15 protein-coding genes are annotated in these 24,593 nt (G+C 71.3%); 11 read left to right on the plus strand and 4 right to left on the minus strand.

Annotated features, from left to right (window positions below; genetic code table 11):
• The first annotated feature begins 546 nt into the window (after positions 1-546).
• Positions 547-1,428, plus strand: a complete 882-nt coding sequence (locus tag ACGF3I_RS07790; protein ID WP_393129735.1) for an NAD(P)-dependent oxidoreductase — start codon at positions 547-549, stop codon at positions 1,426-1,428.
• Positions 1,429-1,722: 294 nt separating this feature from the next.
• The gene (metG, locus tag ACGF3I_RS07795) at positions 1,723-3,447 is read left to right on the plus strand and encodes a methionine--tRNA ligase (RefSeq protein WP_393129736.1); all 1,725 of its coding nucleotides are present in this window, start codon (positions 1,723-1,725) and stop codon (positions 3,445-3,447) included.
• Positions 3,448-3,543: 96 nt separating this feature from the next.
• Here metG and ACGF3I_RS07800 read toward each other — a convergent pair whose 3' ends face one another.
• Entirely contained in the window at positions 3,544-5,607 is a 2,064-nt protein-coding gene (locus ACGF3I_RS07800; protein ID WP_393129737.1) for a phosphocholine-specific phospholipase C, read from the minus strand.
• 274 nt (positions 5,608-5,881) lie between these two features.
• The gene (locus ACGF3I_RS07805; RefSeq protein WP_393129738.1) at positions 5,882-6,553 is read right to left on the minus strand and encodes a DUF6445 family protein; all 672 of its coding nucleotides are present in this window, start codon (positions 6,551-6,553) and stop codon (positions 5,882-5,884) included.
• 698 nt (positions 6,554-7,251) lie between these two features.
• Between ACGF3I_RS07805 and ACGF3I_RS07810 the strand changes: the two genes are divergently transcribed.
• Positions 7,252-8,511 carry an ROK family protein gene (locus tag ACGF3I_RS07810; RefSeq protein WP_393129739.1) on the plus strand — a complete coding sequence of 420 codons (1,260 nt, stop codon included), beginning with the start codon at positions 7,252-7,254 and terminating at the stop codon, positions 8,509-8,511.
• Between the two features lie 378 nt (positions 8,512-8,889).
• On the opposite strand, the gene ACGF3I_RS07815 is transcribed toward ACGF3I_RS07810, so the two are convergent.
• The gene (locus ACGF3I_RS07815) at positions 8,890-10,557 is read right to left on the minus strand and encodes a cytochrome bc complex cytochrome b subunit (protein ID WP_393129740.1); all 1,668 of its coding nucleotides are present in this window, start codon (positions 10,555-10,557) and stop codon (positions 8,890-8,892) included.
• Positions 10,558-10,950: 393 nt separating this feature from the next.
• Between ACGF3I_RS07815 and ACGF3I_RS07820 the strand changes: the two genes are divergently transcribed.
• From ACGF3I_RS07820 to ACGF3I_RS07840, 5 genes are all read left to right on the plus strand, one after another.
• Positions 10,951-12,291 carry a sugar phosphate nucleotidyltransferase gene (locus tag ACGF3I_RS07820; RefSeq protein WP_393129741.1) on the plus strand — a complete coding sequence of 447 codons (1,341 nt, stop codon included), beginning with the start codon at positions 10,951-10,953 and terminating at the stop codon, positions 12,289-12,291.
• A gap of 63 nt (positions 12,292-12,354) precedes the next feature.
• Complete coding sequence (locus ACGF3I_RS07825; RefSeq protein WP_393129742.1) at positions 12,355-13,089, plus strand: SDR family oxidoreductase; 735 nt, start codon at positions 12,355-12,357, stop codon at positions 13,087-13,089.
• Between the two features lie 41 nt (positions 13,090-13,130).
• A complete protein-coding gene (gene glgX / locus ACGF3I_RS07830; RefSeq protein ID WP_393129743.1) occupies positions 13,131-15,236 on the plus strand; it encodes a glycogen debranching protein GlgX in 2,106 nt (701 codons plus the stop codon).
• Positions 15,233-17,392 (plus strand): AGE family epimerase/isomerase, encoded by a 2,160-nt coding sequence (locus tag ACGF3I_RS07835; RefSeq protein ID WP_393129744.1) that lies wholly within the window; start codon positions 15,233-15,235, stop codon positions 17,390-17,392. The genes glgX and ACGF3I_RS07835 overlap by 4 nt, the downstream gene beginning before the upstream one ends.
• Positions 17,393-17,451: 59 nt before the next feature.
• Positions 17,452-18,651 carry an IS701 family transposase gene (locus tag ACGF3I_RS07840; RefSeq protein ID WP_393129745.1) on the plus strand — a complete coding sequence of 400 codons (1,200 nt, stop codon included), beginning with the start codon at positions 17,452-17,454 and terminating at the stop codon, positions 18,649-18,651.
• 137 nt (positions 18,652-18,788) lie between these two features.
• Here the strand turns inward: ACGF3I_RS07840 and ACGF3I_RS07845 are convergent, their stop codons facing one another.
• Complete coding sequence (locus ACGF3I_RS07845; protein ID WP_393129746.1) at positions 18,789-20,483, minus strand: ABC transporter family substrate-binding protein; 1,695 nt, start codon at positions 20,481-20,483, stop codon at positions 18,789-18,791.
• Between the two features lie 139 nt (positions 20,484-20,622).
• Here ACGF3I_RS07845 and ACGF3I_RS07850 point away from each other — a divergent pair, with 139 nt between their 5' ends.
• From ACGF3I_RS07850 to ACGF3I_RS07860, 3 genes are read left to right on the plus strand one after another with little or no spacing between them, the layout of a single operon-like run.
• Positions 20,623-21,594 carry an ABC transporter permease gene (locus tag ACGF3I_RS07850; RefSeq protein WP_393129747.1) on the plus strand — a complete coding sequence of 324 codons (972 nt, stop codon included), beginning with the start codon at positions 20,623-20,625 and terminating at the stop codon, positions 21,592-21,594.
• Complete coding sequence (locus tag ACGF3I_RS07855) at positions 21,591-22,472, plus strand: ABC transporter permease (protein WP_393129748.1); 882 nt, start codon at positions 21,591-21,593, stop codon at positions 22,470-22,472. Before ACGF3I_RS07850 ends, ACGF3I_RS07855 begins: the two co-directional genes overlap by 4 nt.
• Positions 22,469-24,568, plus strand: a complete 2,100-nt coding sequence (locus tag ACGF3I_RS07860; RefSeq protein WP_393129749.1) for a dipeptide ABC transporter ATP-binding protein — start codon at positions 22,469-22,471, stop codon at positions 24,566-24,568. The genes ACGF3I_RS07855 and ACGF3I_RS07860 overlap by 4 nt, the downstream gene beginning before the upstream one ends.
• Positions 24,569-24,593: the final 25 nt, after the last annotated feature.

Consider the following 24,593-nt stretch of genomic DNA (forward strand, 5'->3'; position numbering starts at 1 on the left):
CGCGAGGAGCCCACCGACTTCACCGCCCAGCATCTGCTCGCCCCGGCCGGCTGTGAGCTGCGGTTCTGGGAGTCGCTGCTGGTCGGCGCGGCCCTCGCGGTGGCGCTCAGCCATGAGTGGGCGGCCCCCGAGGACGTCCTGGGGCGGCTGGCCCCGGGGTGGGCTTTCGCGCGCGTTCTCGCCCCCCCGGGGGGGCGGGGGGGGGCCCCGGGGTGGTCGGTGCGCCCGCACACCCCCACCACCGGGGCGCCGCGGTCGTTCCGGGGGTGCAGCCGGGGAGCGGCCTGGGAGCGCTCTCAACTGCGAGCGGCGGGTGGTGCGCCCGCGCCCGCTCCCGGCCTGAGAGCGCTCTCCACGCGGCCGGCCAGGCCCCCGCCCTCACCCTCGACCCCGCCCCCGCCCCGATCCCCCGCCCGACAGGCCACCCGTACGAGACTCGGGGACACGTGATCAGCACCGTACGGCACCCGGAGACGGCGCGGGCTCCTCGCACGTCGAGGGGAGCGCGCGATCGACCGGGGCCGCCGCCGCATGAAGGAGTTCATCGTGTCCTCAGCTTCGAGCAGCCCCAGCGTCGCCGTTCTCGGCACCGGGATCATGGGGTCCGGGATGGCGCGCAGCCTGTTGCGGCCCGGGCTCTCCGTGCGGGTCTGGAACCGGACCCGAGCCAAGGCGCAGGTACTGGCCGGTGACGGGGCGCGGGTGTGCGCGGAGGCCGCCGAGGCGGTGCGCGGGGCGGATGTCGTGCTCACCGCGCTCAACGACGGCGCCGCCGTGGCCGCTGCGTTCCAGGCGGCCTCCGCGGGCCTCACCCCGGGTGCGCTCTGGCTCCAGACCTCCACCATCGGCGAGGAGGCGACACTCGAACTGGCGTCACGGGCGGCCGAGTTGGGAGTGACGTACTACGACGCGCCCGTTCTGGGCACGCGGGAGCCCGCCGAGCAGGGCAAGCTGACCGTGTTCGTCTCCGGGCCGCCCGAGGGGCGAGAGTCCCTGGCGCCGGTCCTCGACGCGATCGGGCAGCGGTCCGTCTGGGTCAGCCACGAGCCGGGCGCGGCCTCCCGGCTGAAGCTGGTCGCCAATACCTGGGTGATCAACCTGGTGGGCGCCGTGGCCGAGTGCATTGGCCTCGCGGAAGCGCTCCACGTGGATCCGCGCCTGTTCCTGGACGCGGTCGCGGGCGGACCCCTCGACACCGCCTATCTGCACGCCAAGGCCGCGGCCCTGCTCACCGGTGACCTCACGCCCAGCTTCGCGGTGTCCACCGCACTCAAGGACAGCCGGCTCATCCTGGATGCGGCCCAACAGGCAGGCGTACGCCTTGACTTGACGCAGGCGTCGGCAGACCGGTTCGCCCGCGCCGAGGCGGCAGGCCACGGCGACGAGGACATGATCGCGACGTACTACGCGGGCCGCACCGAGCAGTGAAAGCGCTCTCAGACCCGCTCCGGCACCCCGCTCCCGCCCCGCGGAGGCCTCCCGGCCGGCGCGGGGCGGGAGGCGGCGGCGGGGGCGGCGTGACGGAGCGGGCCGGGCGTCCCGCGGCGGGCGGTGCCGGACGCCCGTATCTCCGGCGAGAAGGGCGCGGTCGGTTCGATAGCATGGCCCATGCCCATCGGGCGGGGGTGTCGGCTGACGTGTCCCTCCGGGTGGGCCTCCCTACCTGGGTTCGCCGCGGCCGCGCCGCGGTGCCGCACGTACGAACATAAGGAGCATCCGAGGATGTCTCGACACCTGATCACCAGCGCGCTGCCGTACATCAACGGGATCAAGCACCTGGGCAACATGGTCGGGTCGATGCTTCCCGCGGACGTGTACTCCCGCTATCTGCGCCAGCGCGGCCACGACGTCCTCTACATCTGCGCCACCGACGAGCACGGCACGCCCGCCGAGCTCGCGGCGAAGGAGGCGGGCCTTTCCGTCGCCGAGTTCTGCGCGCAGGCGCACGACACCCAGAAGGCGATCTACGACGGCTTCCACCTGGCCTTCGACTACTTCGGCCGCAGCTCGTCGCAGCAGAACGTGGAGATCACGCAGCACTTCGCCCGGAAGCTGAAGGAGAACGGGTTCATCGAGGAGCGGGCGATCCGCCAGGTCTTCTCGGTCGCCGACGGCCGCTTCCTGCCGGACCGCTACATCGTCGGCACCTGCCCGCACTGCGGCTACGACAAGGCGCGCGGCGACCAGTGCGAGAACTGCACCCGCGTCCTGGACCCGACCGACCTGCTGGAAGCGCGTTCAGCGATCAGCGGCAGCAGCGACCTGGAGGTCCGGGAGACCCGGCACCTCTTCCTGCTCCAGTCCAAGCTCCAGGGCGAGGTCGAGGAGTGGATCGACCGGGTCGGCGGCGAGTGGCCGCAGCTCGCCTCCTCGATCGCCCGCAAGTGGCTGACCGAGGGCCTGCACGATCGCGCGATCACGCGTGACCTGGAGTGGGGCGTACCGGTCCCGGCGGACACCTGGCCGGAGCTCGCAGCCGAGGGCAAGGTCTTCTACGTCTGGTTCGACGCGCCGGTCGAGTACATCGGCGCGACGAAGGAGTGGGCCGACCTGGACCCGGCGAACCGCGACTGGAAGTCGTGGTGGTACGAGCCCGAGGGCGCGGCCGACGTCCGGTACACGCAGTTCATGGGCAAGGACAACGTCCCGTTCCACACGGTGATGTTCCCCGCGACCGAGCTGGGTGTGCGCGAGCCGTGGAAGAAGGTCGACTACGTCAAGGCCTTCAACTGGCTGAACTACTACGGCGGCAAGTTCTCCACCTCGCAGCGCCGTGGCGTCTTCACGCACGACGCGCTGGAGATCCTGCCCGCCGACTACTGGCGCTACTTCATGATGGCGAACGCCCCGGAGTCCGACGACACGTCGTTCACCTGGGAGCACTTCACCGCCACGGTCAACAAGGACCTCGCGGACACGCTGGGCAACTTCGTGAACCGCGTCCTGTCGTTCTCGCGCAAGCGCTTCGGCGACGACGTCCCGGCGGGCTCCGCGGCCGGACCCGCCGAGACCAAGCTGGGCGAGGAGATCGCCGGCCTGCTCGCCGAGTACGAGGGCCACATGGAAGCGCTCCAGTTCCGCAAGGCGGCGGCGTCCCTGCGGGCGCTGTGGTCGGCCGGCAACTCCTACCTGGAGGAGAAGGCCCCCTGGCTGGAGATCAAGACCGACCCGGAGGCCGCCGCGCTGACGCTGCGTACGGCGATGAACCTGATCCACCTCTACTCGGTGGTGTCCGAGCCGTTCATTCCGTCCTCGGCGCAGGCGATGCGCTCGGCGTTCGCGCTCACCGGCGACACGGCCACCTGGATCACTGCCGAGCAGGCCCGCGCGCTGGACGCGGTCCCCGCTGGAACCGCTTTCACGGTGCCCCCCGTCCTCTTCGCGAAGATCACGGACGAGGACCTGGAGACGTACCGGGAGCGCTTCGGCGGAGCCGACGAGGCGTGATGTGACGCACGGCGAGGGGCCCCCGCCCGGGTGTGGACGGGGGCCCCTCGGCGTGTGCGGACACGTCCGTGCGCCGGGCGCCGGCAGGGGTGTGGCTCAGACGGTGAGCAGCGCCGGGTCGCTCACGCCCGTCGCGCCCGTCTCGATGTGTCCGGCGAAGCGGCGCAGGAAGGTGGTGTCCGCGTCGGAGGTCACCGACACGTCGTACCAGCTCTTCCCGGCCCGGGTGTCGACGCTGAACTTGACCGTGGCTCCGGCGGCCACCGTGAAGGTCTGGGTCGCTCCCCCGTAGGCCGCCGCGCTCGCGACCTTCAGATGGACGGTGGCGCCGCCCGCGTTCGTCATCGTCAGGTCGAGGCGGCCGGTGCCCGCGTTGTGGCGGGCGGTGACCTCGGGCCCCGCCGTCTTGCCGGGGTTCTGGAACGTGCGCAGGAAGCCGTTGGGCCCGAACACGCTGAGCTTGGTGACGCCGCTGGAGTACGCGGTGTTCCAGGTGTCGGCGATCGTCTTGCCCGCCTCGGTGGTGTAGGTCCAGGGGCCGTCCGTACGGTTGGCGGACGTGACGAGGAACTGGGCTCCGGCCGAGGCCCCTCCGCCGAAGGTGAGCGTGAACTTGCCGGTGCTCACGTTGGCCGCGCCGTCCACGAACGGCGCGTAGCGCAGCGGCCGGGTCGGACGGGAGCCGCGCTCCTGCTTGGGCAGGGTGCCCGTCGCGGGCGGCACCGGGACGAAGTCGGCGTGGCGGTTGTGGTCCGGCGGGACGTACGCGGCCGTCGACGGCAGTGCGGGCGCCGTGGCGCTGCTGCGGCTGAAGTCGAACGCCGAGGTCAGGTCGCCGCAGATCGCGCGCCGCCAGGGCGAGATGTTGGGCTCGTGCACGCCGAAGCGGCGCTCCATGAACCGGATGATCGAGGTGTGGTCGAACGTTTCGGAGCAGGTGTAGCCGCCGGTGCTCCACGGCGAGACGACCAGCATCGGCACGCGCTGCCCGAGCCCGTAGGGACCGGCCGCGTAACTCGCGTTGCCCGGGAAGTAGTCGGGCGCGGTCGCCACGGTGGACAGACCCTGGTTGGCGTTGGCCGGCACATACGGCGGGACCACGTGGTCGAAGAAGCCGTCGTTCTCGTCGTACGTGATGAACAGCGCGGTCTTGGCCCACACCGCCGGGTTGGAGGTGAGCGCGTCCAGCACCTGTGAGATGTACCAAGCACCGTAGTTCGCGGGCCAGTTGGGGTGCTCGGTGAAGGCCTCGGGGGCGGCGATCCAGGAGACCTTGGGGAGCGTGCCCGCCTTGACGTCCGCCTTCAGGATGTCGAAGAAGCCGTCGCCGTTCTTGGCGTTGGTACCGGTGCGCGCCTTCTCGTACAGGGGGTCGCCGGGCTGGGCGTTGCGGTAACTGTTGAAGTACAGCAGGGAGTTGTCGCCGTAGTTGCCGCGGTAGGCGTCGTTGATCCAGCCCCAGCCGCCGGCCGCGTTCAGACCGTCGCCCGTGTCCTGGTAGATCTTCCAGGAGACGCCCGCCGCCTCCAGGCGCTCGGGGTAGGTGGTCCAGCCGTACCCCTTCTCGTCGTTGCCGAGGACCGGGCCGCCACCGGTGTTGTCGTTGCCCGTGTAACCCGTCCACATGTAGTAGCGGTTGGGGTCGGTGGAGCCGATGAACGAGCAGTGATAGGCGTCGCAGATGGTGAAGGAATCGGCGAGCGCGTAGTGGAACGGAATGTCCTCGCGGGTCAGATACGCCATCGTGGTGGACGTCTTCGCGGGGATCCACTGGTCGTACTTGCCGTTGTTGAAGGCCTTGTGACTGCCGGACCAGTCGTGGTTCAGGTCCTGGATGAACTGGAGGCCCAGCTTGTCCGCCTTGGGCCGGAAGGGCAGCACTTCCTTGCCGGCGCCGACCTGGTGGAACACCGACTTGCCGCTGGGCAGGGTGACCGGCCGCGGGTCTCCGAAGCCCCGCACTCCCTTGAGGGAACCGAAGTAGTGATCGAACGAACGATTCTCCTGCATCAGGACGACGATGTGCTCGACGTCCTGGAGGGTACCGGTGGTGCCCGCCGCCGGAATGGCGGCGGCCCGCGCGATGCTCTGTGAGAGCGCGGCGAAGGCGGCGGTGCCGCCCGCGAGTTGCATGAACCGGCGCCGGTTGAGTTCAGCCATGAGTGGGGGCCTCTGCAGGGGTGAGGGAACAGGGTGGCGAGAGGGGTGTATCAAGAACAGCAAGGCCCGCGAAAGACCCCATGTCGTCACTGTGACGCTCCGCGGTACGCGAAACGAACAGGAACCCCTGGTCGCGCTCTCAACCCACACTCAACCCCCACACGGGCGGCGCACCGTCACCCTCAACCCCAACCCGCAACCCCCAACCCGCAACTTGCAACCCGCTGCCGGCCTCGGCGTGCGGACGGGCGTGGCGCCCTGCCGCCGGATCGGCTCACGCCATCCAGAAGAAGACCGCGGTCATGCGCTTGTCGTCGAGGGTGCTGCCGCAGTATCCGGTGGCGCTGTGCATGGTGTTGGCGGTGTAGAGCAGCAGCCGGTTGTAGCGGTGCGCGACCCGCACGTCCTCGGCGAAGGAGTCCGGCGGCACGAAGCGCGTGCCGAGCGCCTCCACGAGGTTGTTGTGCGGCGCGGTGACCATGTTGCCGCCGAGCATCCCGCCGGGCAGGCTCTGCCGGTAGAAACTGGTGCCGCAGTCCTTGGGCGCCTTCGGGTTGAGGTAGAGCACGGCCGCGTACCGGCACAGGGCCCGCGAGTCGGTGTGCGGGCGGGGTTCGCTCTCACCGGCGCCCACGACCTGGACGCAGTTGTGGTTGAGGGTCGCGCCGCCCGGCGCGGTGGCCTGCCACAGCTCCTTGGCTCCGGTGTGCTGCTTCACCAGACGCTCGACGCGCCCGAGTTCGGCGGGGGTGAGGCCGGGCATCGTCCGCAGTCCGGGCCAGGATTCGGGCTTGTGCGGATATCCCTCGACCCAGTCGTCCTTGGCAATACAACGCGCCCTCACGTCGTCAATGTCGGGCAGCACATCGTCCACCACCCAATAGTCGCGGCCGAGTTTGGGCTTGCGGTAGGGAAGGACCGGCAGCGCCGGAGTACGTGGGGGCATGCGGCCGACCATACTGACAGGTCACCGGCCACTCTCCACCGAAGCGGTCAACCTTTCGCCAATACAAGGGAATTGGCGCGGGCCGCCATTTCTGGTGCGGGGCTCGCAAATGTCCGGAGCGCGATCGGGGAGAAAGAAAGGGGAGGGCAAGGGTGCTTAACGGGCCGGTAAGGAATCGCTCCGCTTTTGCCCAGGTGGCCGCTACATGCACCGGGCGACGCAGACTCGCCCCGCCGTGCCGGCGCCTTGCCGTGCGGCACCCTTTCTGGGCGCGGCCCGGCCGACCGGGCCGGCCCCGCCTCGCCCCGCCCCGTCGCGTCCCGCTCGCCTTGCCTCGCCTCGCCTCGCCTCGCAGAGAGCGCTCCCAATGCACCGAACACCCGGACGCCCGCCGCCTCAGCGGTCCCGCCACGACAGAGAGCGCTCCCGACATGCCGACCACCCGGGCACCCGTCGCCTTCGCGATCCGCCGAGAGCGCTCCCAACGCGCCGGGCGCCGGGACACCCGGCTCCCGCGCCAGCCGTTGAGAGCGCTCTCGACGCTACGGCGTCCCGACTGCCGCCCTCCCCGGAACCCACGGGGAGCGCTCTCAACCACCCCGCCGACCCCACCCCCTCCCCCGGCAGCCTCACGCGAACGCGCTCACCCCAGCGCACCCCATACCCCCGCGCCCCCGCTCCCCCCGGGGATTAGGCTCATGGGCGATATGGACGACGACCAGCCGGCGCCGCGCAGCCGCGCCACCCCACTCGCGCCCAAGGCGGACAAGGACACCGTGCGGCGGCACAACCTCAGTCTGGTTCTGCGGGCGGTGCACGACGAGAGCGCTCTCAGCCGTGCCGGGGCCGCCGCCCGCACCGGTCTGACCAGGGCCGCCGTGTCCTCGCTCGCCGACCAGCTCATTCGCGGGGGCTTCCTCACCGAATCGGGCAAGTCGTTCAGCGGGCAGGCCGGGCGGCCCGGCACCATGCTGACCCCGGCCCGCACCGGGCCCGCCGGAGCCGGGGTCGAGGTCAACGTCGACTACGTCTCCGTATGCGTCGTGGACCTGGCCGGCACCGATCGCGTACGCCTGACGGAGCACCTGGACAACCGGGGCGAGCCGCCGGCGGACGTCCTGGAGCGGGCTGCCCGGATCGCCGGGCGGGCCCTGGACTCGGCGGCCGAGCAGGGGCTGCATCCGGTGGGGACGGAGCTGGCGCTGCCCGGACTCGTCTCGCGGGGCTCGGTCCGGCAGGCGCCGAACCTGGGCTGGAGCCAGGTCGAGGCGGAGGCCATGTTCGGCGCGGCCCTGCACTCGCTGCGCCCCAACTCGCCCCAATTGCCGGTCAGTTCGGACAACGAGGCCAATCTGGCGGCCCTCGCGGAGTTGTGGTTCGGGGCGCCGGAGGGGCGCGTGGACCACTTCTTGTACCTGACCGGGGAGATCGGCGTAGGCGGGGCGCTGGTGGTCGGCGGGGAACTGCTGCGTGGCGCACACGGCTTCGCCGGAGAGATCGGGCACACCGTGGTGGACCCCGGCGGTCCCGCCTGCCGCTGCGGCTCGCAGGGTTGCCTGGAGCAGTACGCGGGCCAGTTGGCGCTGTTGCGGGGGGCCGGACTCGACGAGAACGCGGGGGTGCCCGGCGTCGCAGAACTCGCGCGCCGGGCGGACGCGGGCGATGAGAGCGCTCTCGGCACGCTCGCCGAGGCGGGCCGCACCCTGGGTGTCGCCCTGTCCGGCGCGGTCAACCTCTTCGACCCGGAGGCGGTCGTCCTGGGCGGGATCTACCGGGCCCTGATGCCCTGGCTCGCACCGGCCGCCGACCGCGAGCTGGCCCGCCGGGCGGTGTCGGGGCTGTGGGATGCCGGCAGCGGCCGGCTCCGCGCGTCCTCGCTCGCCGGGGACGCGGCGCGGGGAGCCGCGGCCCGGGTCGCAAGGAGAGTCCTCGCCGACCCGCTGGCGTACGGCGGGTAGCCGCCCGCGCGGGTGAGCGCGCCGGCGGGCGGCCGCATCCGTCGACCGCCACACCTGCGGACCGCCGCACTCGTGGATGGCCGCGTCGGCCGATGGCCACCCCCGGGCGATGAAGGCACCCCGACCTGGGCTCGCACCCCCCTCAGGGCCCCCGCCCCAAGGGCCCCGTGTCAGGGGCGCCCCGCCTCCGCCCCCGGGCAGCGGCCGCGCCCCGACCCAGCCCAGGCCCCCACCTCACCTGCCCCGCCGCAGGAGTGCCCCACGTGAGGGGCGGGCCCCACCTCAGGATGCACCCAGCCTCAAGGGGCACCACCTAAGGGCCCCCCACCCCAAGGGCGCCCCGCCGCAAGTGGCCCTCGCCTCAAGCGGGCCCCCGCCTCAGGAGTGCCCGCCCTCCCCCCGGTTCAGCTGCGCGTACTCCTCAGTCGTCGGCTTCGGGATCTGGCTCCCGGGGCCGTACATGGCTCGGGACAGGCGGGCTCGTAGGCGTTCGGAGGGGCGCACTCTGCGGCGTACGCCGTTGGCATCGACCGTGGGGCCCAACTCGTACGGGGTGGGCTGTTCGTGCGCGGTGAGGGTGTACAACTCGGCCTGCGTGAGCGGGTTGTGGAGTTCTACGTACTCGCCGTGCGGGAGTCGTTTCACGATGCCCGACTCGCGGCCATGCAGGGCCTTGTCGCGGTCGCGGCGCTGAAGTCCCATGCAGAACCGCCTGGTTACGACGAATGCCAGGACGGGCAGCACGAAGACGCCGACGCGCACGAACCAGGTGATCGCGTTGATCGACACCTGGAAGTGCGTGGCCCACAGGTCGTTGCCCCCTCCGATCAGCAGGACCCCGTACAGCGTCAGCCAGGCGACGCCGAGGCCGGTGCGGACGGGCGCGTTGCGCGGGCGGTCGGCGATGTGGTGTTCGCGCCGGTCGCCGCTGATCCACGCCTCCACGAACGGATACACCGCGATGGCCAGCATGATCAGGGGGAAGAGCATGAAGGGGATGAACACGCCGAGTTGGAGGGTGTGGCCCCATGCGTTGATCTCCCAGCCGGGCATGACGCGGATCAGGCCCTCGGAGAAGCCCAGGTAGAAGTCCGGCTGCGCGCCGGTGGACACCAGGTCGGGGCGGTAGGGGCCGATCGCCCACAGCGGGTTGATGGTGGCGACCGCGCCCATCACCGCCAGGACCCCGAACACCAGGAAGAAGAAGCCGCCCGCCTTGGCCACGTAGACGGGCAGGAACGGCGCTCCCACCACGTTCTTCTCGGTTCTGCCGGGCCCCGCGAACTGGGTGTGCTTGTGGTGGAAGACCAGGATCAGATGGGCGACGACGAGACCGAGGATGATGCCCGGCAGCAGCAGGACGTGGACCGGATAGAGCCGCGAAATGATGTCGTGGCCGGGGAACTCGCCGCCGAAGAGGAAGAACGAGAGGTACGTCCCGAGCACGGGGATCGACAGGATCGCGCCCTGGGCGAAGCGGATGCCGGTGCCGGAGAGCATGTCGTCGGGGAGCGAGTAGCCGGTGAGCCCGGTGACCAGCGCCAGCATCAGGATCGTCCAGCCGAACAGCCAGTTGACCTCGCGCGGTTTGCGGAAGGCGCCGGTGAAGAAGACGCGCATCATGTGGACCAGGAGTCCGGCTACGAACACCACCGCCGCCCAGTGGTGGATCTGCCGGATCAGCAGCCCGCCGCGCACGTCCAGGCTGATGTCGACCGCGGATTCGTAGGCCCGCGTCATCCGCACGCCGTTCAGCGGCACGTACGAGCCGTGGTAGACCACTTCGACGCCGCTCGGCTCGAAGAACAGGGTCAGATAGATGCCGGTCAGGATGAGGATGAGGAAGCTGTAGAGGCAGATCTCGCCGAACATGAACGACCAGTGGTCCGGGAAGATCTTGCGCAGGTTGGCCCTGGCCAGGGCGTGGAGGCCGAGGCGTCCGTCGGCCCAGTCCGCGAGCCGTTCCCCCTTGCCGGGCTCGGGCGCCCGCCCGCCGGAGCCACCTGCACGGGCGCTGGACCGGGTTCGCTCGATGCGTTCGCTCATGCGTCTCCCCCTCAGGCGGCTACCAGGGTAGGCGCGGGGGCCGCCGTAAACCAACAGGCGTCACTAGTACGGCACTTGAGGCTCCGTCAGGCGTGAGACGTCACAAGCAGCCTCGCTCGCGCCCGTCGCCCCCTACCCGCCGAGCCCTCCCACCCGTCCAGCCCGCCCCCCGGCAGCCGAGCCCCCTCCCTCTGCGCCATTCGGCCGGATCCGATCGAGGGTTCGCACCACCCGTCACAGCCCTCACTTGCACCCCGGCAACCCCATCGTCCGAGCGGGTCATGACGCCGTCACCACGCCTCCAACCAGCCAGGTTTACTTATTACTTGACTCAAGATGACTGGCTATGTTGAATTTGGTGAGTCGCAGAGTCAGCCGAGGAGGCAGGACACGATGGGGGACGACAGCACCGCCGGAATCATCCTGGCGGGCGGCCGGGGGGAACGGGCGAAGCCCATCACCCTGCAGTCCGCCGACTACATCCGCAGCAAGGCGCTCATTCCGTTCGCCGGCCGGCCGCTCATCGAGTGGATCGTCGAGGCCTGCCGGGAACAGGGCATCCGCCGCTTCTACGTGGTGGCCCAGGGCATGGAGAACCGGAGCCAGATCAAACTCGTACTGGGTCACGGCGAGCGGTACGGCGTCGAGATCAACTACTCGCGGTCCCGCTTCGACCAGTACAACGTCGGTTCGGGCGCGGCCACTTTGCACAATCTGGAACAGTGGGACCTCACCGGCCCCGCACTCGTCATGCCGGTCGACTCGCTGTTCGACTTCTCGCTCGACCGGCTGCTCGCCACCCACACCGCGACCGACGCCCTGGTCACCGTGGCCGCCGTCACCCGCACCCCGCAGGAGACCGCCAACAAGTACGGCGTCATGCGCACCACCGACCAGGGGCTGATCTCCGGGTTCGTCGAGAAGCCCCGGCTCCAGCTCATCGAGCACCTCTTCCCCGAGGCGCTCGCCACCCCGCACGCGCGCACCATCGCCACCAGCGCCGGCATGTATCTGATCGACTGCGGGCGACTGCGACTGGCGGCCCGCAACGCGGAGTTGATCCGGCTCGCCCAGCAACGCCTCGACTGGGGCGCCGACTTGCTGCCCTGGCTGGTCGGGCACGACCTGCCGGTGGCGGTCGAACCGATCGGACGGCTCGGTGACCTCGGCAGCATCGGCGACTACCTCACCACTCTCGGTGAGGTGCTCACCGGCGAGTATCCGCAGATGAACCGGGCGATGGAGCGCCCGCTCAGCAAGGAACCCCGGTACTGGATCCACGAGTCGAGCCTGCGCACCAAGGACAACGCGACGGGCACCACGCTCGCCCAGAAGATCGCCGAGGGCAGTGTCGTCATCGGCCCCGGCGTGCGCATCGGCCGGCATGCCGAGATCGGCGCGGGCGTCCACCTCCAGTACACCGACATAGGCGACGGCGTCGATGTGCACGAGGGGGTGCGGCTGCACCGGGCCGCGCTGGGCGACGCCGCCGTGGTCGGGGCGTACGCGCAGATCAGCGACTCCTACGTCGGACCGATGGCCCATGTGCACTCCGAGCGGGACAGTCCCGTGCGCCTGGACGACCACTCGGCCGTCGGGGACGGCGCCCATCTGTGGCCGGGCACCCGCCTGTCCGGGGTGAGCGTGTATCCGCGGCTTCGGGTGCCCGCCGTCTCGGGCCTTCCGGCCGGCACGCAGCTCACCAGCTCGGACGACATCCTGCAGTGGGTCTGACCCGCCGCACGGCCCCAACTCCCTGACCGATGGACCGATCTGATGCTCTTTCAGGAGACTTCCGTGAACAGTCCGATCGCAGTGATAGGCGGTACCGGCCGGGTCGGCCGGCTGGTGACCCGGCGGCTCCTCGACCGTGGTGAGGCGGTGCGGGTCGTCGGCCGCAGCGCCGAGCGCGGCCGGGAGCTGCCCGAGCAGGCCCAGTTCTTCCTCGGTGACGTACGCGAGCCGGAGACGCTGCGCATTCCCCTGCGCGGCTGCTCCGCGATCATCTACACCGTGGAGCCCGGTACCGACCCGGCGGGGCCCGACAGCCCCGAGTCCACCGTGCACACCGGGGTCCGCAACGCGCTCGCGGCGGCCTGGGGCGGGGCCGTACCGCCGCAGTTCGTGCTGGTGAGCCAGCGCTATGTGACCCGCAGGGACCACCCGATGAACGCGTACGGCCGGATGCTGGACTGGCGCCTGGCCGGTGAGGACGCGGTACGGATGTCGGGTCTGCCCTACACGGTGGTGCGGCCGAGCTGGCTCACCGATCTGGAGGAGGACTCCCGCATCACCCTCGAACAGGGCGACCGCAGGGACGGTTACGTCTCGCGCCGGGACGTCGCCGAGGCGTGCGTCCAGGCGCTGTACTGCCCCTCCGCGCGCGGGGTCACCTTCGAGATGCGCAGCGAGCCCGGCAGCGGGCCCGCCGACTGGGAGCCGCTGTTCGCGCGGCTGCGCACCGACGAGCCGGCCCGTGAGGCCGGCGCCCGCCAGTTACTGGCACCGGTCGCCGACCGGGCCATTGCTTGACCATCCGTTTGACGTCGAGTCATCAGACCAGGGAGGCACCCGTGACCGAGGCGCCGCAGATCACCGCAGGACGGCCGCAGCCGCTGGGGACCACTGTCGACGCCGACGGGGTGAACTTCTCCGTCTTCTCCGAGCACGCCACCCGGGTGGACCTGCTGCTGTTCGACCGCTGTGACGACCCCGAGCCGTCGCGGACCATTCAGCTGCACCCCGACCGCCACCGCAGCTTCCACTTCTGGCACTGCCATGTGCGGGGGCTCGGTGCCGGGCAGGTGTACGCGTACCGGATGGACGGGCCGCACGACACCAGCAGGTCGGGGGCGCGCTTCGACCACCGCAAGGTGCTGCTCGACCCCTATGCGCGGGCCAACATCAACAGCCGCTGGCAGCGCACCCAGGCCATCGGTCTCGACGACAACGTGGCGCATTCGATGCGCAGCCTGGTCGTCGACCTGGACGACTACGACTGGGAGGGCGATCAGCCGCTGCGCACCCCCATGTCGGAGACGGTCATCTACGAGATGCATGTGCGCGGCGCGACGGCGTCGCCGACCTCGCGGGTGGTGAACCCGGGCACGTTCTCCGCGCTCATCGAGAAGATCCCGCACCTCAAGGAGCTGGGGATCACGGCGGTGGAGCTGCTGCCCGTCTTCGACTTCGACGAGACGCAGGTGCTGCGCACCGGCCCGGACGGCAGCGAGCTGCGCAACTACTGGGGCTACGACCCGTACGGATTCTTCGCCCCGCACACCGGATACTGCTCCGAGCCCCATCTGGCGGGCCACATCGCGGAGTTCCGCGACATGGTCAAGGCGTTCCACAAGGCGGGCATCGAGGTGATCCTCGACGTCGTCTTCAACCACACCAGCGAGGGCAACGAGTACGGGCCCACCATCAGCTTCCGGGGCCAGGCCAACGAGGCGTACTACCACCTGTGGCCGCAGGACCGCAGTCACTACATGGACTTCACGGGCTGCGGCAACGCGGTGAACGCGAACCATCCGATGGTCACCAAGTTCATCCTGGAGTCCCTGGAGTACTGGGTGCGCGAGCACCATGTGGACGGCTTCCGCTTCGATCTCGCCTCCGAGCTGTCGCGTGGCGCGCTCGGGTACGAGATGGCGGTGCCGCCGGTGCTGTGGGCGATCGAGTTGTCCCAGGTGCTGGCCGAGACGAAGATCATCGCGGAGCCGTGGGACGGCGGTGGGCTCTACCAGGTGGGCCGCTTCCCGGGGAAGCGCTGGGCGCAGTGGAACGGGCCCTTCCGTGACGACATGCGGCGCTTCGTGCGCGGCGACGCCGGGCTGGTGGGAGACGTGGCGGCGCGGCTCAGCGGATCGGAGGACCTGTTCGGACCGCAGCACGAACTGCCCACCAACAGCATCAACTTCATCACCTGCCACGACGGGTTCACCCTCAACGACCTCGTCAGTTACGACGAGAAGCACAACTACGCCAACGGCGAGGCCGATGCCGACGGCGCCGGGGAGAACTTCAGCTGGAACTGCGGCATCGAGGGACCCACCGACGACCCCGAGGTGGAGCGGCTGCGGGTGCGCCAGATGAAGAACCTGCTCTCCGTGCTGATGCTCAGCCGGGGCGTGCCGATGCTCCTCGCGGGCGACGAGTTCCGCAACAGCCAGGGAGGCAACAACAACGCCTACTGCCAGGACAACCCGACCTCGTGGCTCGACTGGGACCAGGCCGAGAAGGAGCAGGAGACCTGGAACTTCACCCGGCGCCTGATCGAGGTGCGCAAGCGCTACCGCACGTTCCGTGAACCGCGTTTCTACAACGGGCACCTCAACTCCCGTCTGCTGCCCGATGTCACCTGGCACGGCACCAAACTGGAGCAGCCCGGCTGGGAGGACACCCACGCCCGGGTCCTGGCCTGCACGCTCGGCGGCTTCAACCAGGATCCCGATCTCCACTTGATGCTGAACATGTACCACCTGGGCCTGGACTTCGAGCTGCCCCGGATCCGGGGCCGGCGCTGGCACCGCGTGCTCGACACCGCGCGCCCCGGCCCGTACGACATCCTCCCCGCCGGACAAGAGGAGCTGATCGACGACCACACCTTCCACGCCCACGGCCGCAGCGTCGTGCTGCTGGCGGCCCTGCCTGACGAGAAGGGCACCTCTCGATGAGTGGATCTGCCGAACGCCGTACGTTCTCCGACACGCTGGCGGGCTATGTCACGTACTACAGCCCCACCCAGCACCGTTTCGGTCTGCGCACCTCCGACGACCGGGAATTCACCGTCCACCTGCCCCGCAATGTCTCCTCGCGCATCGTGCGCAACCTCGGCGACGACTACCGCGACACCACCCCCACCACCCAGGACATGCTGGCCGAGGGCCGCTATCTGTTCGCGTACGGGATCACCTACCAGTGGGAGGGCGGTGAGCGCTTCGAGGCGAAGGAGATCACCTTCCCCGAGGAGAGCCGCGGTTCCTACGTCTTCGAGCACCCGGCGTGGTGGGTCCAGCAGGCCGCCGCCGTCGCCGACTTCTATCTGCGCGGGCACTTCCCCGACGGCACGTACGACTGGCGCAACTTCCGCACCCATCTGACCCTGAGCGGCACCCATCTGCCCGACTTCGACGGCGCGGACGTGCGCCAGGAGACCGACACCATCTCGCGGCTCGTGTACGGCCTGGCGACCGCGTACCTGCTGACCGGCCAGGACCGCTTCCTGAAGGCGGCCGAGAGCGGTACCGAGTACCTGCGCGAGCACATGCGGGTCAACGACGCGCAGGACGGGATCATCTACTGGTACCACGGCATCGACGTGACGCGGACCGGCCGGCGCAAGGTGTTCGCCTCGGAGTTCGGCGACGACTTCGACGCGATCCCGATGTACGAGCAGATCTACGCGCTGGCGGGCCCCACCCAGACGTACCGCATCACCGGCGACCCGCGGATCCTCAACGACATCGACGGCACGGTGGCGCTGTTCGAGCGCTACTTCCGCGACCGCGACCTGGGCGGGTTCTTCTCGCACCTGGACCCGATCACCCTGGACCCGAACGCGGACTCGCTGGGCCGCAACCGGTCGCGCAAGAACTGGAACTCGGTGGGCGACCACGCCCCGGCGTACCTGATCAACGCCTATCTCGCCACCGGGCGCGAGGACTTCGCGGCGCTCCTGGAGGAGACCGCGGACACGATCGTGCGGCACTTCCCCGACGAGGGGACGAGCCCGTTCGTGCAGGAGCGCTTCCACGCCGACTGGAGTCCGGACCGCACCTGGGGCTGGCAGCAGGACCGGGCGGTCGTCGGGCACAACCTGAAGATCGCCTGGAACCTGACGCGCATCAACGCTCTGCACGCCAAGGGCGAGTACACCGCCACCGCCGACCGGATCGGCGAGATCATGCCGGCCGTGGGCAGCGACCAGCTGCGCGGCGGCTGGTACGACGTGGTGGAGCGGCGCCCCGACCCGGACAGCGGCATCCACCGCATGGTGTGGCACGACCGCAAGGCGTGGTGGCAGCAGGAGCAGGCGATCCTCGCCTATCTGATCCTGGCCGGCACCTCGGGCGACCCCGAGCACCTGCGGCACGCCCGTGAGGCCGCCTCGTTCTACAACGCCTTCTTCCTCGACTACCAGGACGGCGGCGTCTACTTCAACGTACTGGCCAACGGCATCCCCTATCTGCTCGGCACCGAGCGGCTCAAGGGCAGCCACGCGATGGCCGGCTACCACGCCCTGGAGCTGTGCTACCTCTCGGCCGTCTACACCGGTCTGCTGATCAGCAACGATCCGCTGACCCTGCACTTCCGGCCGCGCCCGTCGGACCTGCCGGAGCGGGTGCTGCGGGTGGCGCCCGATCTGCTGCCGTCGGGGTCGGTGGAGCTGACCCGGGTGTGGGTGGACGACGTGCCCTACCACCGCTTCGACAACAAGGAACTCACCGTCCAGCTGCCCGAGGGGGACCAGCCGGTGCGGGTGCGGGTCGAGCTGGAGCCGGCGCAGATGCGGCTGCGGATGCGCTCCGAGTTCGACGGCGACACCGCGCACATACGCTGCGACGGGATCATCGACGCGGCCGAGCTGGAGAAGTTCCGGCGCGGTCTGGGCGAGGTGATGGCCGCCCAGCCGCAGCGGGTGGAGTTCCACCTGTGCCAGGTCACCGAGATGTGCCGGCCCGCCATCAACGAGCTCCTGTTCCAGCGCACCAAGGCCGGGCTCGACGCCGACTTCGTCATCGTGGGCTGCACGCTTCCCGATGTCGCCGACGCACTGCTCGCCACCGATGCCTTCCTGCTCGAAGGCGGCGACGAGTGCGCCCATGAATGACCTCTTCCGTCCGCTGGGCTCCAGCGCCACCGATCGATTCGGACACTCCCGGGGGCACCGTGTCTTCCATCCTCCAGCTCTCCGCGGCCCGCAGGGCTCCTGCCACAGCGGACTTCGCCGACTACTGCCAGGACCTGTTCGTCGCGCTGACGCGGTCGGACCAAAGACGCTGGGGCGAGGTGTATCTGCGGGGGCTGCTCGACGTACCGGGCCGCAAGACGCCCACCCGGATCTCCGAGCACGTCCTGGGGCACCGGGCGGTGCAGCAGCTCCAGCAGTTCGTGCACCAGAGCCCGTGGGACTCCGGACCGGTCCGGCGCCGCATCGCCGAGCGGGCGGACGCGGTGTTCCGCACCGAGGCGTGGGCGGTCGACGAGGTGGTGTTCGCCAAGAACGGTGACCGCTCGGTGGGGGTCGCCCGCCAGTACGCGCCCTCCCAGGAGCGCACCGTCAACTGTCAGCTGGCGTACGCCACTTCACTGGTGGGCACGGGCGGCGGGCTGCCGGTGAACTGGCGGCTGCTGCTCCCCCAGCGCTGGGACCGGGACGAGCGGCTGCGCGGTCAGGCCCATCTGCCGGAGGAGGAGCACTGCCGGCCGCGCTGGAGCTATGTCCTGGAGGCCCTGGACGAGATGACCGAGGAGTGGTTCCTCGAACCGCAGCCGGTGCTCGCCGACTGGCGCTGCGAGAGCGATGTGGAGCCCTTGCTGCGGGGCCTGGAGGCGCGCGGGCACGGCTATCTGATCGAGGTGTCCCCGAGCACCGCCGTCACGCTGCCGCGTCCGCACGCCGCCTCGCCGGCCACGCGGGGCACGGTGACCGAGCTGGCCGAGCACGTGGCGCGCCGTGACGAGCGCACGCCGATCGCCTGGCACGACCGTACGACGGAGCGGATGCGGCGTTCGCAGTTCCTGTCGGCGCCGGCGCTGCTGTGTTCCGAGGGCCGCCCGCACGCGGCGCACCGGCAGCGGCCGAGGCACCTGGTCACGGACTGGCCGTACGGCCGGCCCGCGCCGCGCGCCTACTGGCTGACCAATCTGCCGGCCCGCCGGCTCGCCGAGGCGATCCCGCTGGCACAGCTGCGCAGTCTGTCGGCGGACGGACTGCGCAGGCTCCAGGAGGACTTCGGGCTCGGCGACTTCGAGGGCCGGTCCTTCCGGGGCTGGCACCACCACGTCACGCTGGCTTCGGCGGCGCTCGCCTTCGACGCGCTCAGCCGGCACGGCGAGGAGGAGTGGCTGACCGGGCAGGGCGCCTGACGCGCTGCCTCTGACCGGGAGGCTCAACCGGCCGCCCGCCCAGCCTCGTTGGGGCCGGGCGGGCGGCCGCAGGTGTGTGCCGGGCGGGCGGCCGGAGGTGTGTGCCGGGCCCGCCTCGGTCGCGTTGCCGGGCCCGGTCAGCTCGTCCAGCCGACCGTCCCGAAGTCGATGTCGCCGAGGCCGGGCACGCCGAAGTTGGCGAGCCCCTTGCGGACGGCCGTCATCTGGGGCCGCTGGTAGAGCTCGACGTCGTGGCCCAGGCGCCAGATCTCCGCGTCGGCCTGGTTGTAGAGCCGGGCGGCGGCGACCGGGTCGAGGGTCGCGGAGGCCCGCTGGAGGAGGTCGTCGAGGGCGGCGTCCGAGATGCGGCCGTAGTTCTGGAAGCTCTGCTTGCCGCGCGGCATCCGGTAGACGGCCTGCGCCTGACTCGGGTAGGTGAGGTCGGTGAAGCGGAAGATCGCCAGGTCGAAGTTGCCGACGTCGAGGTACTTGGGCCCGTAGTCGTCGGCCGGCACCTTCTGGATCTCCACCCCGATACCCACCTGCCCGAGCATCTGCTGGAGGAGCTGGGCGAGGTCGAGGCCGAGCCGGTTGGTGGACTCCGCGATCACGAACCGCAGCTTGAGGGGCCGCCCGTCCTTGACGCGCGGCCGGCCCGCACCGGGTGACGTCCAGCCCGCCCGGTCGAGGAGCCGTGCGGCCTCGGCCGGGTCGAAGGTGCCCCACGGGCCGGAGTTGTCGGCGTAGCCCGGCTGGTTGGTCATGTAGATGTGGTTGCCGAGCAGCGGCACGCCGACCGGCAGCCCCTCGGCGGCGACGTCCGCCAACGCCTTTCTGTTGACGGCCCGTTGGACGGCGTGGCGTACCGCGATGTCCGCGAGCGGGCCGCCCGCGCCGTTGAGGCTGACGTGCACCTCGTCCCAGGCCGAGCCGATCCGCACGGTGCTGTCCGGAGCGGACCTGAGCTGCTGGTAGGCCTCGGCGGTGGCCGCGTTGACCGCGTCGATCTCGCCGTTGAGGTAGGCCTGCAGGGCGGCGGCGGGGAGCAGGGCGCGGAAGACCACCTTGTCGAGCCGGGGTCTGGTGCCCCACCAGGCGGGATCCGGCACGGCCGTGACGGACTGCGTCGTACGGTCCATGGACGCGATGGTGAACGGCCCCGCGGTGACGGGGATCCTGGCCCGCCAGCCGTTGTTGAACTGTTCGGGCGTGCTGGTGGCGGACGCCGGGAAGAGGGGGTCGAACAGGCGCTGCCAGTCGGCGTACGGGGAGCGGAAGACGACCTGCACCTCGTTGGCCCGGGCGCCGCGGCGCACCTCGGACACCTGGTCGTAGCCGGAGGGGTCGGCCACCAGATAGCGGTCGTCGCCGCGGCCCAGCGCCTTCCACTGGGCCGCGAAGTCGTCGAAGCCGAGCGGCTTTCCGTCGGACCAGCGGGCGTGCGGGTTGAGGCGGTAGGTGACGGTCTGCGGTGCGGTCCCGGTGACGGCGGCGGACAGCAGATAGTCGGGATTGGCGTGCGGGACGCCCTTGGCGTCGCGGCGGAAGAGTTTCGGCTCGACCAGGCTGTCGATCTCCGCGGCCTCCCCGATCGACCCGGCGGCCTGATTGACGTTGTACTGGGTGACCCACTGGGAGGTGGCGAGGGTCAGGGTGCCGCCCTGGCGCAGGGAGGCCGGTGGCTCGCGGCCCATGTCCTCGGTTCCGGAGGCCGGGACGCCCATCGTCCGTGGGGAGTGCGTCCGCTGCGGCGACGACGTACATCCCGCGAGCATCAGCGTCACCGCCGCGCCCAGTGCCGCCCACACCCGCATCCGACGTAACCGGGCCACCTCAGCCTCCGTCCTGACGTAGCGTCATAAAGACGAACTGATCTGCGATTTATGGCACGGACCTTAACATCGAAGCCTGTCAGGCCGGCCATCCGTCCAGGGCCGCGCCCCCGCCCGAGGAGAGACATTGGCCGGCCGCTTGACCAGGCACTTGGCCCACGGCGTCCTGCTGCTGCTCTGCTCGGTGTTCCTCTCGTACGTCATCGCCTCCGCGGCGCTCAGCCCCCGGGCCTACTTCGAGGACCGTCAGCCGCGCCCGCCGGCCGCCACCGTCGAGCACGAGCTGAAGCTGCTCGGCACCGACGACCGCACACCGGTCGTCGAGCGGTTCGGGCACTGGTCGTGGCGGGCGCTGCACGGGGACCTCGGGCGGACCGTGGACGGGGCGTCGGTGAACGCGGAGTTCGGGCGCCGGGTCGGAGTCTCCGCGCGGCTGCTGCTCGTGGGCACCCTGGTCGGCACCGGGCTCGGCGTGCTCGCGGGGCTGTGGGCGGCGGTGCGCCGGCACCGGCTGCCCGACCGGGCGCTGACCGCCTTCTCCTTCCTCGTGCTGTCGGTGCCCACGTTCGTGCTCGCCCTGCTGTTCAAGGAGGGCGCGCTGTGGTTCAACCAGAGCGCGGGCCACACCGTGATCCGCTACACCGGGGAGCGCACCCCCGGGCTCACGGGTTCGCTCGGCACCCAACTCAACGACAGGCTCGTGCACTTGGCCCTTCCGGCGGCCACCGTGGCGCTCGGCGCCATCGCCTCCTACAGCCGCTACCAGCGCGGGGCCACGCTCGACGTGCTCGGCTCCGACCATCTGCGCACCGCGCAGGCCAAGGGGCTCACCCCCGGCCGGGCGCTGCTGCGGCACGGCCTGCGCACCTCGCTGGTCCCGCTGACCACGTTCTTCTCGTTCGGTTTCCTGACCCTGTTCACGGGGGCCGTGTTCACCGAGCAGATCTTCGGCTGGCCGGGCATGGGCAGCTGGTTCATGGACTCGGCCCAGAAGGGGGACGTCAACTCGGTGGTCGCGGTGAACCTGTTCGCGGCGGTGACCGTGCTGGGCGCGGGCTTCGTCGCGGACGTGCTGCACGCGCTGCTCGATCCACGGGTGCGCGCCCGGTGAGCGCGGGAACGGCGGCGCCCCGCGGGCGCGGCGCGACGACCGCCCGCGCGCTGCTGCGCTCGCCGCGGGCGCTCAGCGGCCTCGCGCTGATCGCGGGCCTGTTCCTGCTGGCGTACGCGGGTCCGTCCGTGACCTCCTGGAGCTACACCGACATCGACTACACCGCGCTGCGCAGCGCACCCGATTCCGTGCACTGGATGGGCACCACCCGGATCGGACAGGACGTGTTCGCGCAGACCGTGCGGGGGCTGCAGAAGTCGCTGCTGATCGGCGCGCTGGTGGCGCTGGTGAGCACGGCGCTGGGGGCCGCGTTCGGCACCTGCGCGGGGTACTTCGGCGGCTGGGTGGACCGGGTCCTGATGTTCGTGGTGGACCTGATGCTGGTGGTGCCGGGCTTCCTGCTCCTGGTGCTCCTCGCGCCCCGGCTGCGCTCCTTCGGCTGGCCCGCCTTCGCGGGGCTGCTCGCCGCCCTGGGCTGGATGATCACGGCCCGGGCGGTGCGGATCATGACCATCTCGCTGCGGGAGCGGCCTTTCGTGGCCGCCGCGCGGCACATGGGCGTCGGCCCGTTCCGGATCATCACGCGGCACGTCCTGCCGCATCTCGCGTCCTTCCTGATCACGGACGCGACGGTCGCCGTGGCCGCCGCCGTCATCAGCGAGACCGGTCTCTCCTACTTCGGCTTCGGGGTGCAGCCGCCGGACGTGTCACTCGGCACGCTCATCGCCTCGGGCACCGACGTGGCCCTGACCTGCCCGTGGATGTTCTGCTACCCGGCCGGTCTGCTGCTGCTCTTCGTGCTCGCGGTGCACCTGGTGGGCGATGCGCTGCGGGACGTCCTCGACCTCGGCTCCGACCGGGCGGGGGCGCGGCGGTGACGGCCCCCGTGGTGCTCGACGTCCGGGACCTGCGCGTGTCGTACGCGAGCGCGCGCGGTGTACCGGTGCCGGTGGTGCGCGGCGTCGGGTTCACGCTGCGGCGCGGTGAAGTCCTCGGTGTGGTCGGCGAGTCGGGGGCCGGCAAGACGGCGGTGGCGCTCGCCCTGCTCGGCCTCACGCCCCCGGGCGCCCGGATCAGCGGCTCGGTGCGGCTGCTTGGCACCGAGCTGGTGGGCCTGCCGGTGCGCGAGCTGGCACGGCTGCGCGGACGGCGGATCGCCATGGTGTTCCAGGACCCGCTCGCCGCGTTCAACCCCGCGCAGCGCGTGGGCGACCAGATCGGCGAGGCGCTGCGCATCCACCAACGCCCGCGCCCGGCAAGGGAGTCGGCGCGCTCGCGCGCCCTGGAGCTGCTGGAGGGCGTCGGCGTCCCCGATCCGGCGCGGGTCGCCCGCTGCTACCCGCACGAGCTGTCCGGCGGGCTGCGGCAGCGGGCCATGATCGCCATGGCGGTCGCCAACGACCCCGAGGTGATCGTGGCGGACGAGCCCACCAGCGCGCTGGACGCCACGGTCCAGGCGCAGGTCCTGGACGCCCTGCACCGGGCCCGGCGCACCACGGGCGCGGCGCTGCTCCTGGTCAGCCACGATCTGGGGGTGATCGCGGGGGCGGCCGACCGGGTGGCCGTCATGTACGCGGGGCGCGTCGTGGAGACGGCGCCGGTCCACGACCTGTTCGCCCGGCCGCGCATGCCGTACACGCGGGGACTGCTCGGTTCGGTGCCCCGGCTGGACGCGGCCGTGCCCCTGACGCCGGTGCCGGGCGCGCCGCCCGCGCCGGGCGAGGGCGGGCCGGGCTGCCGGTTCGCCCCGCGCTGTCCGCTCGCGGCCGACGTCTGCCGTGACGCGGAGCCCGAACTGGCAGGATCCGAGGGGCACTTGTCCGCCTGCGTGCGCCAGGAGGCGTCGGCGGAGCGCGGCGCGGCGGATCTCTTCGCCGCCTCGGCGCCGCTGGGCCGCACTCCCCCGGTGGGCGCTCCCCTGCTGCGGGTGCACGCGCTCACCAAGTCCCTTGCGCCGCCCGGCCGTTCGGCGCCGTGGCGGCGCGGCCGGGCGGAGCCGGCCCGGCTCGTGCTGGAGCGGGTCGACCTGGAGGTGCGCCGGGGCGAGACGGTCGCGCTGGTCGGTGAGTCCGGGTCCGGCAAGACCAGCACCCTGATGGAGGTCATCGCCCTGGCCGCGCCCGAGGCGGGGCGCATCGAGGTGGCCGGGTACGACACGGCCGCGCTCGACCGCGCCGCGGTGCGCAGGCTGCGCGGCACGGTACAGATCCTCGTCCAGGACCCGATGGCCAGTCTGGATCCGCGGATGCGGGTGGCCGACCTGATCGCCGAGCCGCTGCTGGCCCAGCGCGTTCCGCGCGCGGACGCCGCGGCGCGGGTGCCCGGTCTCCTGCGCCGGGTCGGTCTCGACGCGGCGGACGCCGAGCTGCGTCCGCACCGCTTCTCCGGGGGCCAGCGCCAGCGCATCGCCCTGGCCCGCGCGCTGGCCGTGGAGCCCGATCTGCTGCTCCTGGACGAGCCGGTGTCGGCGCTCGACGTGTCGGTGCAGGCCGGCGTCCTCGATCTGCTGCGGCGGCTGCGCGAACAACGGGGCCCCGCCTGCCTGTTCGTCACGCACGACCTGGCCGTGGTGCGCCAGATCGCCGACCGGGTGGTGGTGATGTACGGCGGGCGGACGGTGGAGAGCGGCCCGGTGGGCGACGTCTTCGCGGGCCCGCGCCACCCCTACACCCGCGCGCTGCTGTCGGCGGTGCCGGTGCCCGACCCGGTGGCCGAGCGGGCCCGCGTCACCGAGGTGCTGCCGGGTGAGCCACCGGAGGCGGCCGGGCGCTCGGCGGGCTGCCGCTTCCGGGGGCGCTGCCCGACGTACGCGGGGCTCGGCGCGGAGCGGGCGCGGTGCGCGCACGAGACGCCGGCGCCGGTGGCCGCGAATCCGCTGAAGGGGCACACCGCCTCCTGTCACTTCCCCCACGGAGCGCGGGGGGTGCCCGGCCGGCTCGGTCACGAGTCGGCCGAACACCCCCCGCGGGGTTGAGCGTTGGCGCCCGGGCGGCGGGCCG

The sequence above is a fragment of the Streptomyces sp. NPDC048111 genome (assembly GCF_043202815.1).
Classification (GTDB): Bacteria; Actinomycetota; Actinomycetes; order Streptomycetales; family Streptomycetaceae; genus Streptomyces.